The organism is Aetokthonos hydrillicola CCALA 1050, from assembly GCF_017591665.1.
GTDB lineage: Bacteria > Cyanobacteriota > Cyanobacteriia > Cyanobacteriales > Nostocaceae > Aetokthonos > Aetokthonos hydrillicola.
Genome location: NZ_JAAKGC010000003.1, coordinates 170,215 through 181,972, shown reverse-complemented (window position 1 = coordinate 181,972; position 11,758 = coordinate 170,215). Strand labels below are relative to the sequence as shown.

11 protein-coding genes are annotated in these 11,758 nt (G+C 41.4%); 3 read left to right on the top strand and 8 right to left on the bottom strand.

The features are described from left to right. Positions 1 to 10: 10 nt before the first annotated feature. Together G4P69_RS02880 and G4P69_RS02875 are read right to left on the bottom strand one after the other, a co-directional pair. Positions 11 to 775, bottom strand: coding sequence for a hypothetical protein (locus G4P69_RS02880; protein ID WP_208343233.1), 765 nt, complete (start codon positions 773 to 775; stop codon positions 11 to 13). Positions 776 to 1,286: 511 nt separating this feature from the next. After that, positions 1,287 to 2,519: a tRNA nucleotidyltransferase/poly(A) polymerase family protein gene (locus G4P69_RS02875; RefSeq protein ID WP_208343235.1), complete on the bottom strand. Its 1,233-nt coding sequence runs from the start codon at positions 2,517 to 2,519 to the stop codon at positions 1,287 to 1,289. A gap of 171 nt (positions 2,520 to 2,690) precedes the next feature. Here G4P69_RS02875 and G4P69_RS02870 point away from each other — a divergent pair, with 171 nt between their 5' ends. Next, positions 2,691 to 2,939 carry a Ycf34 family protein gene (locus tag G4P69_RS02870; RefSeq protein WP_208343237.1) on the top strand — a complete coding sequence of 83 codons (249 nt, stop codon included), beginning with the start codon at positions 2,691 to 2,693 and terminating at the stop codon, positions 2,937 to 2,939. On the opposite strand, the gene G4P69_RS02865 is transcribed toward G4P69_RS02870, so the two are convergent. The 4 genes from G4P69_RS02865 to G4P69_RS02850 all read right to left on the bottom strand — a co-directional run bounded on the left by G4P69_RS02865 (position 2,925) and on the right by G4P69_RS02850 (position 6,725). Beyond that, positions 2,925 to 4,259: a flavin-containing monooxygenase gene (locus G4P69_RS02865; RefSeq protein ID WP_208343239.1), complete on the bottom strand. Its 1,335-nt coding sequence runs from the start codon at positions 4,257 to 4,259 to the stop codon at positions 2,925 to 2,927. The two genes, G4P69_RS02870 and G4P69_RS02865, sit on opposite strands and share 15 nt — an antisense overlap. Before the next feature lie 124 nt (positions 4,260 to 4,383). Beyond that, positions 4,384 to 4,674: a hypothetical protein gene (locus G4P69_RS02860; RefSeq protein WP_208343240.1), complete on the bottom strand. Its 291-nt coding sequence runs from the start codon at positions 4,672 to 4,674 to the stop codon at positions 4,384 to 4,386. Positions 4,675 to 4,922: 248 nt separating this feature from the next. Next, on the bottom strand, positions 4,923 to 5,747 hold the full coding sequence (locus G4P69_RS02855) for an SDR family NAD(P)-dependent oxidoreductase (RefSeq protein WP_208343243.1): 825 nt from the start codon (positions 5,745 to 5,747) through the stop codon (positions 4,923 to 4,925). A gap of 12 nt (positions 5,748 to 5,759) precedes the next feature. Beyond that, positions 5,760 to 6,725 (bottom strand): SDR family NAD(P)-dependent oxidoreductase, encoded by a 966-nt coding sequence (locus G4P69_RS02850; protein WP_208343247.1) that lies wholly within the window; start codon positions 6,723 to 6,725, stop codon positions 5,760 to 5,762. Positions 6,726 to 7,206: 481 nt separating this feature from the next. Here G4P69_RS02850 and G4P69_RS02845 point away from each other — a divergent pair, with 481 nt between their 5' ends. After that, positions 7,207 to 7,716: a pentapeptide repeat-containing protein gene (locus tag G4P69_RS02845; RefSeq protein WP_208348282.1), complete on the top strand. Its 510-nt coding sequence runs from the start codon at positions 7,207 to 7,209 to the stop codon at positions 7,714 to 7,716. Positions 7,717 to 7,787: 71 nt separating this feature from the next. Here G4P69_RS02845 and G4P69_RS02840 read toward each other — a convergent pair whose 3' ends face one another. Together G4P69_RS02840 and G4P69_RS02835 are read right to left on the bottom strand one after the other, a co-directional pair. Then, on the bottom strand, positions 7,788 to 8,312 hold the full coding sequence (locus G4P69_RS02840) for a DUF937 domain-containing protein (protein WP_208345015.1): 525 nt from the start codon (positions 8,310 to 8,312) through the stop codon (positions 7,788 to 7,790). Positions 8,313 to 8,429: 117 nt separating this feature from the next. Further along, positions 8,430 to 9,842, bottom strand: coding sequence for a serine/threonine protein kinase (locus G4P69_RS02835; RefSeq protein ID WP_208345014.1), 1,413 nt, complete (start codon positions 9,840 to 9,842; stop codon positions 8,430 to 8,432). Positions 9,843 to 10,151: 309 nt separating this feature from the next. Here G4P69_RS02835 and G4P69_RS02830 point away from each other — a divergent pair, with 309 nt between their 5' ends. Further along, positions 10,152 to 11,738: a YcjF family protein gene (locus G4P69_RS02830; RefSeq protein WP_208348280.1), complete on the top strand. Its 1,587-nt coding sequence runs from the start codon at positions 10,152 to 10,154 to the stop codon at positions 11,736 to 11,738. Positions 11,739 to 11,758 lie beyond the last annotated feature (20 nt).

Genomic DNA, 11,758 nt, shown 5'->3' with positions numbered 1-11,758 from the left:
ATCTAATAGTTTACACAGAAGATTTCGTTTCGCTGTATTTAGCTCTTAAATACAAAGCATTTTCATGAGACAGTCCACGTTGACAAATTTTGTCTAATTCCTGTGTTGAAGGAATAACATGTTGCAGCTTTTCATGTTCTACTAATTTGTCAATTAAATCTCTATCACTTGCACCACTCAAGCCTATAAAGGCATACATCAAATCGTTCGGACTTTGGATACATTCTAGAACTTTTTCCCATCCCATCTTTGCCAGTAATTCTCTTGCTTCCTGTAGTTCTATACTTTTAACTAAAGTGCTTAAACATGCTCCTGAATTGATAAATTTAATCACAAAATCCCAACCAATCAATTCAAGAAAAAATGAATCAGTCTTCCCGTACAACCACTCTAAGGCTTCGGCAATGTCACCTACATTAGATATACATTTTCTCAAGGCACTTTGACCAAGTGTTGCAAGAAAATACTCTTGATCACTTGGTCTACATAGCAATGCCAATGACTTTTTCAGCGTTTCTCCTTTTGTTACGACTTTGTTTAATTTATCGCCAAAACAACGTAAATAAGGTTGTTTACTGGCACCTTTTGTATCTATGATTTTTTCCAACAACAATAAAAATTCTTCATCGTTCGTTACAATTTCTGTTATTTTTTCTCCAATCTGAGATAACAATTCTTCGTCCACCTCGGGTGGTGTGAGTTCCAGTGCGACCAATAATTCTTCCGCACTTTCTATTTCTACACAATCATCTTGATAGGAAATACGGCATGGCATAACCAAAATATCCTTAATTCTTCATTGGAGATAATTTCAAAGGACGACCTCAAAAAAGAAGTATACGACAGAATCATGGTCTTATACGGTTAATTTATAAGAAAATATTGCGATATATTTTGCAATGAAAGTTCAACATTTGTTAAGGGTTACTTTATAAAGTAAACATTAAGACTCTGTAGGTTGGGTTGAGGAACGAAACCCAACATTTTTAGGATTTTGTTGGGTTTCACTCCGTTCAACCCAACCTACGCAAATTAAAGGTTTTTGGTGCTAACGATGCTTAAGATTTACTTTATAAATAGCCTCTAAGGGTTACTTCTTCTATAAGCAGGGAAGAGCTTTCAAGTGAGAATATAAAATCTTAAAGAGCATTTAAATAAAAAAAATATATAGGGTGCGAGTGTCGGCTCTATTGATAGAACGCGGGTTTTCCGCCAAGCACTACAATCTAAACGCTTGGGAAAATCTCAAGTATTTTGGGTGGTTTCAAGAAAAAACACCTCTAAATTTAGTTTTCCCCTTCGAGTAAGTGACGTGCAAATTCTATCGCCTGTGCTGGTGTAGAGATTTTACCTTCAAGTTGGGCGACTGCAACCTCTGTGAGCAGTTTACCAACTAGTGGCGAAGCAGGAATTTTCAATGCTATAATTAGCTCCTTCCCATTAACTATTGTTATGGGATGTGCGACCAGATCATCAGGGTTAAGGTAGCGGCTGATTAAGGGTGCAACAGCCTCTACAAGAATACCATATGCTACCGCTAAAACTGCGATCGCAGGAAAAACAAATCCGGCTTCTTGAAAGAGAATATATTGTTCGCGCAAAGACAGTGGAAATGTTTTTAGTTGTGGAAATAATCTTAAAGCTGTTGTTACAGCCTTAATTTCAGCACGGCTATAGGTTAATGCTTGTAGCTGTGTTTCTGCTGCTTGTGGATCTGGGCTAACAAGACAAGCAAGTTTGGCAATACCTAATATAGTCGTTTTGATAGTATCACGCACATATTGGCCAAGTTCTTTTCCTAATTGCTGCCAAGCTTGTGTAAGTTCCAACGCTGCATTGTCAACTGCTGCAAGTTTAGTGAAGCTTTCTTCTGTGGCTTCTTTGAAGAAAGGAGCAAGTAAACCATCTTCCCAAGCAATTTTTAACCAAGGAGTACCCCTAGAATTCGCCAACATGTAGTTTAATTCTACCCGAACTCGTTCGGCTGCAACTTTAGTGATATGTGATGATAAAGCGCGAATTGCTGATTGAGTATCTGGCTCAATGGAAAAACCAAGTTGAGAGGCTTGACGATACGCCCTTAGTAACCTCAAGGGATCATCTTCCAAGTTGGTAGCTGATACCATTCTCATAATCCGTCGTTCAATGTCGGCAGAGCCTCCGAGCGGATCGATAATTTCTTGGGTGTAGGGACTATAGGCGATCGCATTCACCGTAAAATCGCGCCTGTGCAAGTCAGTTTCTAAACTATCCCCTTCTTGTTGCGCAAAGTCTGCGGTAGCATGGGGAAAAACGACACGAGCAATTTGTCTTTGGGGATCAAGCAGAACAAAACCAGCTTTGTAATGTGTAGCTATTTTTCTAGCTACCTTAACTGCATTAGATGGGAGAACAAAATCCAAATCCAAATATTCACGAGTTCTTCCCAGAAGAGCATCCCGTACAGCACCCCCCACCATATAAGCAGTTCGCGGTAACAGATCTAAGCTAAAGGGAAAAGATTCAGGAGATAGGGGCATAGGGATTTCAGTTATCAGTTATCAGTTATCAGTGACCATACCTCTTGATAACTGTTCACTGATGACTGATGACTGAGTTTGGGGGACTTAATAAAAATAAACCGAGAGATAGTGAATAATAACTCGGCTTAAGCTACATTAACAATAAAGGTTCCAGGAGTTGGTTCTATCATGTGTATTTGTGTAAACTGCCACTATGTAGATCGCTGCGTAACTTACCATGCGGTAGAAGGGCAGCACCAACAGCCTCACTTAACTGAAGATCCAGATTTTGATCCCAACGAACCATCCATTAACGTTAATATCCGTCCGCGAGGAGATGTAATTGAAATGGAATGGGATGTAGTGGGATGTCTTAGCTTCAAGCAGGAAATGGGTAAGTGGTCGAGATTGCGTCCAGGTGAATTAGTCCCCACTTGATATTGCAGAAAATAACTTTGGTTGAGGTAGAGGGGTGTTACTAAAGTTAGGATATTGTTTATCCACCTGATGGGCTTTTTTAACAATTCGGTTAAAAAAGAGATTGGCAAGCTTTAATTGCCTAAAAACCTGCTGTGGATCGGCAAGATGAGTTTTTGGTAACTGTTGTCCCATTTCTTTCAAGACCAAACCAACAGGTACATTGATTTCATCTTGGAGTTTGAGACAACGAATCAAAAGTGGGCTAGAAGCCGAAAGAAGTGATCCTACCCCGCCTCTTGCCTGTCCCCAACCAATATAATACAGCCCTTTGTAATCTTCCAGAAACGATCCCCCATAGCATTTAACCACTGCTCCTTCTACGCGCTGAAGTTCTGTAGGAAGAAACGGATATGCAACGTTGTAACCAGTTGCACAAACGATGAGGTCAAATGCTTCTCTAGTACCATCAATAAACTCTACTTCCCTACCATCTAACCGATGCACGGCTGGTTTGGGTTTGATGCGTCCATGCTTAATATAGTAAGGGACTTCATTGTTTAAAGTAGGATGCTTGTCAAAAACCCGATGATTTGGTTTAGACAGACCATAATTCTCGTGAGTGCCAAAAGTCAAGCGCATGATCCCATAAGCGATGAGCCGTTGAAACCATTGTGGCATCCACAATTTTATTAAATCAGCAACAGGGAATCCAGCAAATGACTTTGGGATAAACCAGACAGATTCGCGCATACTCAGAACCGACTTAGATCCTACGCGAGCAGCCTCCGCTGCTAAGTCACAAGCTGAATTTCCTGCACCAATAACGAGAACGCGTTTACCACGAAGCTGATCAGGGTGTTTGTAATCTTTAGAATGAATAATTTCTCCGTTAAATTCTCCCTTTAGCTCAGGAAAACGTTTACACCAATGATGACCATTGCAGATCAACACCCCTTTATAGATTCTCTGTTCTCCGTCGCTAAAGCTCACTTCCCAAAGATTATTTTCAACTGGTCGCACATAACTCACTGTACGATTAAGCTCAATAAACTTACGCAAGCCAAAATGATCAGCAAAAGCGTTCAAATAATCCCGCATGTTCTGAGCGCTAGGAAAATCGGGATAATTATCCGGCATTGGAAAATGGGTAAATTGAGTAATTTTTCGTGATGAAATGATATGCGCCGTTTCATACACGCCGTGATACCAATTTCCTCCAATATCGTCACTAGCGTCAACCTGATCGTAGGGAATATCAGCAGCCTTAAGTGCTTGAGCCAAACCCAGACCAACAAAACCAGCCCCAATAATCAGATGTTTGTTAGTTCTATCGACCACCTTTGAGCCTCCTGGTATATACATTAGTGGCCATTTAGCGAGCCTTTTATCACATTATGAACTAGATTAACTCCTAAATATGCCACTCCAAAGAAAGCTCTTCAAGGTACTGTCGATATACAGTTTATGCCATTGCGGGTACAGAGCATACTCCGCCTGGGCAGTCAAATGTCATCGTGTTAAGGAACTCTTCCCAAGCAGATTCTAGCAAACTAGAATCTGGGTATCCGTAAGCCTTTGTATTGAACCTTCCAGTCGTTTTAGACTTATGGCTCACTTTTTGAGGTAATACTCCATATAGTTTTTTGTACATTAATGAGGCTATAGTACTTAGTCTGACGATCTCTGAATGTGTTAGCTCATAGCCTTGATCAGCACACCATTCGCTAACTGTCCACATTTGTTCAGGTTTCATAATCCTTTTACCTCCACACAGTTGGGAGTTTTTTCAACGTCCGAGAGCAACACACTTAGTACGTACCGTTAGTTGCATCACCTTCAAACTTTATCAAACGTTACATTAGCTAACTCTTCATCGAAGACGTAATGTAGAACATACTGATATTTTGTCGTTTAGGCTGATTCGAATAGGTAAAAATACTTTATTCTTACCTGCCTCTGATTATAACTGGTTTAAAGACCCACTTTTGTAACAGATGTTTCTTAGTTAGCTGGATTATTTTTCGACCTTCTTGAATATTGACTATTAATCCAGTCAAGTACTTGGGGGTAATATCTCTTGAGAAGATGGATCGTTTTCGCCGTCCTATCAGGAAATACGTGCAATTTGTTGTGAACAATTCCTTGAATTGTCGCACGCATAACCTCCCGTGGGTCAGTTATTAAATGTTCTGGTAAAACTGGCGCATCTTTGGCTAGCGTTCCAAATCTTTCTGACAGAAGAATTGGAGTACGGCTGAAAAATGGATAAACCGTTGTAACCTTCACGTTATAATCTTTTACTTCATTGAACAGACCTTCGCTGAAGCCACGCAAACCGAATTTGCTAGCCGCATAATGAGCCAGACCATCTGTACCAAACCAACCTGCTACTGAGGAAATATTGACAATGTGACCCTTTTGGCGAGTAATCATATCAGCAACAAATAAGGTACTTAACCGCATCGGTGCTAGGAGGTTGATCTGCATAAGACGCTCCCATTTCTCGCTGGGAACTTCGTCCATGCGACCGTAAACTGCAATACCCGCATTATTAATCAAAATATCAATGCTCACATCAAGCGTTCTGACTTGATGATAAAGGGTTTCACATCCCTCACGGGTGGAAAGATCAACACCTAGACAAGCGAGTACACTGCCAGTCTTCACTTTACTCTGAATTTCTTCAACTCGTTCGCGCAGAATAGCTTCGTCTATATCGGTTAAAATCAGTTGACTACCAGCCTCTAATAACTGTCGGGTTAGTTCTTGTCCAAACCCACCAGATGCACCAGTGATCAGCACGACTGCTTTGTGTAGTTGGGTCATAAAAATGCTAAGTCAAATCTTAGGTGAACTGAGTGCCTTCAGTAGTAACAGTGACCAAGGCACGTTAATATCAGGGATGAGGGACGAGTAATTTCTCAGCGCAGGTAAGGCAAATGGGATTGCAAAACGCAGAGAACGTAATGAGACAGGAAGATTTCCGTCACGATCCACAAGTCCATATTGTTTAGCCAGTTCAGCAACAATCTGGACACGTCCTGTACGGCGTATTACATTCGGCTCACTAGCAAGCTTAGCAATCACTCGTCCTGTTAGCAAGGGAGTTTCCCAGTTGTAACGCTCGCTTAGCATTGGGTTTGCCTGGTTAGTAGAATTTTCTACTGCACGGGTAATAAGTTCAGTACCAACAATACCAGGCCAAATTGATAGAGAAGCAATATTATAAGGTTTTAGTTCAACGGCCATATCAGCTGCTAGGCGATCGCACGCTGCTTTCCCTGCTCCATATGCTGCACCAAATATATAAGACAATCCACCCCAAGAGGAAATTGTACAAATCAATCCAGAATTTCGCTTGCTCATTATCCGAGCTGCAAAAACGCTCGCAACATAATGACTCCGCAGTCCAACGTTGTTGCAAGCATCCCAAAGACTTGGTTCGAAATTCCAGAACGGCTTTCCGTTAGCATCGCTTAGTGCTTGAACTCCTGAATAAACATTATTGACTAGTAAGTCAAGCTGTCCATCTTGCTCGTCTTGGATCCTTTCAAAAAGTAAGCGTACCTGCTCATCATCGCTGTGATCGACCTGAACTGGAATGCACACACCACCGACTTCCTCAACAGCTGATTGGGTTTCACCAAGATTACCAGAGATATTATTACTTATATTAGAATTGTCGTAACTACGACCAGTAATATACACGGTTGCACCCGCTTCCCCAAGACCAATAGCAATTCCCTTGCCAAGTCCTCGTGTAGCTCCTGTAACTAATATCACTTTCCCCTGAAGATCTTTCATGAGCCGTCACTCTCCTACTTTCAGTCAATTATTATTTTTTTGAGTAAAAATACTCATTTGTGGTTGACCAGGGTCGAATAGTTATTTAAGATAGGTTAATAAATGTTAACAAAAATAACAATAATTCAGGAAATTTAGACCATGTGTGTATCTATTGATCGCACTCAAGAGCAGAACTTAATCAGTTTAGCGCCTCCATAACGGCAAGAATAGCTTTTTGGTTGGAAGGGTGATTGTGAATTTATAGAGTAGTCGATAAACCGTAGCGATACGGTGCAATCCGGAGCAATTCGGATTGCTACTACACCAGTCAAAGGTTTACGGAACCTACGCACAGAGGGTCAAGAACTTAATAAGATTCGCTAGTCTTAAGCGTTCAGGGGAGGAACATTGCCCATTATCAGGTGAAACACCAAACCGACACCAAGCCCCTGTGCATTGACAAAGCAAACTTAACCCGAAAGGACTAATTTTAGAGGACATGGATGCTGAGGAACTTGTAAGACGTTATGCTGCAGGACAAAGGAATTTTCGTGGAGTAAATCTTAAAGGAGCAAATTTGAGTGAGGTTTGTCTGACAGAGGCAAATCTAAGGGAAGCAGATCTAACAGATGCAGATCTTAGCTGGGCAATTCTGCATCAAGCAGACTTGAGAGAAGCAAACCTCAGCGGAGCCAGTTTGAACGGAGCCAATCTGATTGCAGCACTTTTGTCAATGACGGTTTTCAATTTTGCGGATCTTAGTAGAGCAAATCTTAGTAGAGTAACTTTATTTCAAGCTAATCTTAGAGATGCAAACTTAACTAAGGCTAATCTAACTTGGGCTTCTTTGGTCGAAGCAGATTTAACCAGAGCAATTTTACATCAAACAATTTTGACTGGTGCTGATTTAACTAGATCTGACCTGACAGAAGCACTTTTGATCAGGGTTAGTCTCACAAAGGCAACTTTAACAGAGACTATCATGCCTGATGGCACACTTTATAATTAGGCGGGCATGGGGCATGGGGCATGGGACATAGGGCAATGGTTAAAGTTGCAACTGTCCCACGCCGTATTATATCAATGTCCCAAAAACCGGCTTGCTATCTGGACAACGCTACCTATATTAAAATCACCACCGCCTTCTCCTTGTAAGAATGAATTTAGTACTGGATTGCCTTCACCTTCGGGATTTTCAGCATTGGCTCCAGATTTCAATAGATGCAGAACAACAGGAACCAACATCGGCAGGAATTGTTGAATAATACCAGCATCCAAGCCGGTACGTTCTTGTACTACCTGGCCAATCTCTTCTTGTATAAAAGGAGACAATAGAGATTCTACTGCTTGGGAGTTAGGAGAAGTACCGCCAAATTCATTGACTACAGCTTGCGCTGCTTCATCACCCTCTGTGGCTTGCTTTTCTTGTAAAGAAGAACGTACATAATTACCTACAATTCCTAAAACAGATTGTATTGTTGAGGGGTCTGCTCCAGTGGTATTACTTATTTGCTGAACCGTGTTCAGTATACTACCTAACTGTCCAGTACTACCTTGCAAATTAGGATTGTTGACTGCGCTAAGAATTTCGTCAAAAAGTCCCATGTGCTTGCTTCTCCTTTTTTATATTGAGCAAAACAAAATTTTGATACATGGACTACTGGTTATATCTCTAATATTTATACATCAAAAAATGGAATAAAGTGCAATTACCTTAACCTGTCAAGGATGCCCAGAAGTTGAATTTTTATACTCAATTTCAAGACCAGTCCACTCATTTAACTCGTCGCAAAGCCACTGAATCTCTGCGCGATTGCCAGTAATATAAAAACCATCACCACGACGACCACGACGACGAAAATCAATATTTAGCTGATACTTGGGTAAGTTAGGTCCGGCTGAAAGAGATTCCAATCTCTCTTGGGAAAAAATCCGAGAAAGTTTTAAATTCTTTGATCTATTTAAATTCTTTGATCCAATAGAAAAAAGATCAACATAAATTAAGCTACCCTCTAATTTAAACGTCACATCATACGGTTCAGTATCTACGTGTTGAAAACAACTGAGAACCAATGCTAGAATGAGCGTAGGAAAAAAGAACTGCCACAATCCTGAAAAAGCCAACATTACCAAGGGTATAAAAATAAGTGAGCATCCAGAACTACTTGAATCTGAAGATGTGACGTGAAGCTGACTACGTGGCACATTGATTTTAAGAGTTGTAGTTGTTTTTTTTAGCTGTATACTACTTTCGGGTGAGTTAGACTTTAGAGAAAAACGTTTCTTCAATGACGATCCTGCCACTTTAGAAACAACTGGTTGGAAATGCTGATAAAAATCTGCTTCTAGAGCAGATTTTGCCGATGCGGCTCTTGTTGATAAGTTTGGCTCTATTAGCCATTGAATCCAACTTGTGAAAGATGTACTCATGCTTATCAATTGCTCAAACTCAATTCGCAGGTCTTTCTGGGGTAGGTTACTCGGATGCTCCCCCGTTGCCAAATAAATCAGGGTTGATCCCACGCTGTAAAGGTCTGAGGCTGGCGTAGCGCGTCCACCAAACTGTTCTGGTGGCATATAACCGTAAGTGCCAACAACCGTAACTGTTCCCCCCTGTACTGACGTTTGCACTGAACCAAAATCAATCAGGTAAACTTGTCCTGGGCTGTTCCCACTGCGATCGCTCAACAATATGTTACTGGGTTTAATATCGCGGTGAATAACTGGGGGGTGACGGCAATGTAGGTAATCTAGGATGGAGAGTAGTTGTTTAGCAATTGCCTTGAGTTCCTCTTCGCTAAAGGTACGTCCAGTCTCCACCCAATTCTGGAGTGATGGTGCCTGAATATAACTTTGAACCAATGCAAACCCTTTGCCCAACTCAGTATCAATCTCAAAAGAGTCAATGTACTGAGAAATTGCTGGGTGGTTGAGGGACTGGAGCGTTCGAGCCTCACGCTCAAATAGTTTCAGGTCATCCCACGTGAAGTCAGGACCAAACAACAATAATTTAATGACAACAGGCACAAGTGTTTGTAAATCGGTTGCCAAAAACGTTCTGCGTCCGGTTTTCCGACCGAGCATTGATTCGACGCAGTAGCGATCGCGCAAAACTTGATTTATCAGTTGATCCATTGCTTTCAGGATATGACTTGATGAACAGTCGTATATTGGTCTATCAGTCTATGTCTTCCCTATTTCGCTTTTTTGCAATAATTCGTTACATCTAGAGCGCCAGTCGATTGGAATATTTTGATAAAAATAGAATTATGTGTGTTAGGACAAAACGTCTATTTCTAGCTCAATTTTTAAGTCTAGTTAACGGCGGTGGCATGATCTCCAGATAAAAGGGCAAAGCTTTTGGGATCGTAAGCCCTATGCCAGAATTCGAGAATCAACCATACAATTATTATGGTGGGGTAGTTTACCAAGTTATTGCCATCCATGTCTCTACCACGGATAATCGCGCTGATTGTTGGTATTGTCTTGATTTTAGGGCTAAGCGTATGGCTGATTGATTCTCTTTCTCGGCTTTACTGGCAATGGTCTTATTATTCTCCGTTTCTTGGCAATTTGCTATTGTTGTTGGTGGTTCTTGTTATTGGAGCCATAATTGCTGGCTTTATCTATTATATATTGGTGATTCAGGCTGGCGAAGCGCGATCGCGCAGAAGACGTAGACAACGTGCTCAAGTACGAGTAAGCACAGCCAAACCTGAAGCAGCTTCTTCAACTTTACAAGCTGTGCGGCAACAAGTAGAGCAGATTCAAGATGAAGTTACACGCCAAGCGATTCTTCGTAAATCGCAAGAAATTGAAGAGAATTTGCAAGCGGGTGAAATCAAAATTGTAGTGTTTGGGACTGGAAGTGCGGGCAAAACTTCCTTGGTAAATGCGATCATGGGACGCATGGTGGGCAGAGTGGATGCACCGATGGGAACTACCCAGGCAGGAGAAACCTATACTCTTAGGTTAAAGGGTTTAGAACGCAAGATTTTAATTACAGATACTCCAGGAATTTTAGAAGCAGGGGTAGCCGGAACTTACAGAGAACAATTAGCACGAGAAATAGCAGCAGATGCCAATTTGCTATTGTTTGTGGTGGATAATGATATTCGCAAGTCTGAATATGAGGTACTGCAAATACTGGCAGAAATTGGAAAGAGATCGCTCCTTGTCCTTAATAAAACTGACCTATATACAGAAGAAGACAAACAGAGAATTCTCGCACAGTTACGTCAGAGAGTGCAGGGATTTATTACCGAAAATGATGTGATAGCGATCGCAGCTAATCCTCAACAAGTAGAACTAGAAGATGGAGAAATTTTCCAACCAGAGCGTGAGATCATACCATTGTTGAAAAGAATGGCAGCAGTGTTGCGTGCAGAAGGCGAAGATTTGGTGGCAGATAATATTCTTCTACAGTCTGTTCAATTAGGAGAAGAAGCACGGAAACTAATAGATACTCAGCGCCGTCATGAAGCTGATAAAGTAGTCGAGCGGTTTCAATGGATTGGAGCAGGTGTTGTTTCCGTGACACCTCTACCAGTCGTTGATTTATTAGCAACAGCAGCCGTTAATGCCCAAATGGTAATAGAAATTGGGAAAATTTACGGCTGTGACCTTAATATGTCACGCGCAGGCGAGCTTGCTGGTTCTTTGGCAAAAACTATAGCAAGTTTAGGGATTGTTAAGGGAGCATTACAAATACTTTCCACTGCTTTGCAACTTAATATTGGGACTCTTATTATCGGTAGGGCAATTCAAGGAGTAACAGCCGCTTATCTCACAAGGATTGCAGGTAAGAGTTTTATTGAATATTTCCGTCATGACCAAGATTGGGGTGATGGTGGGATGACAGAGGTGGTGCAGCAACAGTTTCAACTCAATCGCCGAGATGAATTTATCAAAGCTTTTATTCAACAAGCGATCGCACGAGTGGTTAAGCCTTTAACGGAAGAGGGGGCTCTTAGCAGGGAGCAGGGGAGTAGGGGAGCAGGGGAGCAGGGGAGCAGGAAAGACTATAACTGAAAGGTTGAGGCTTGATAGTT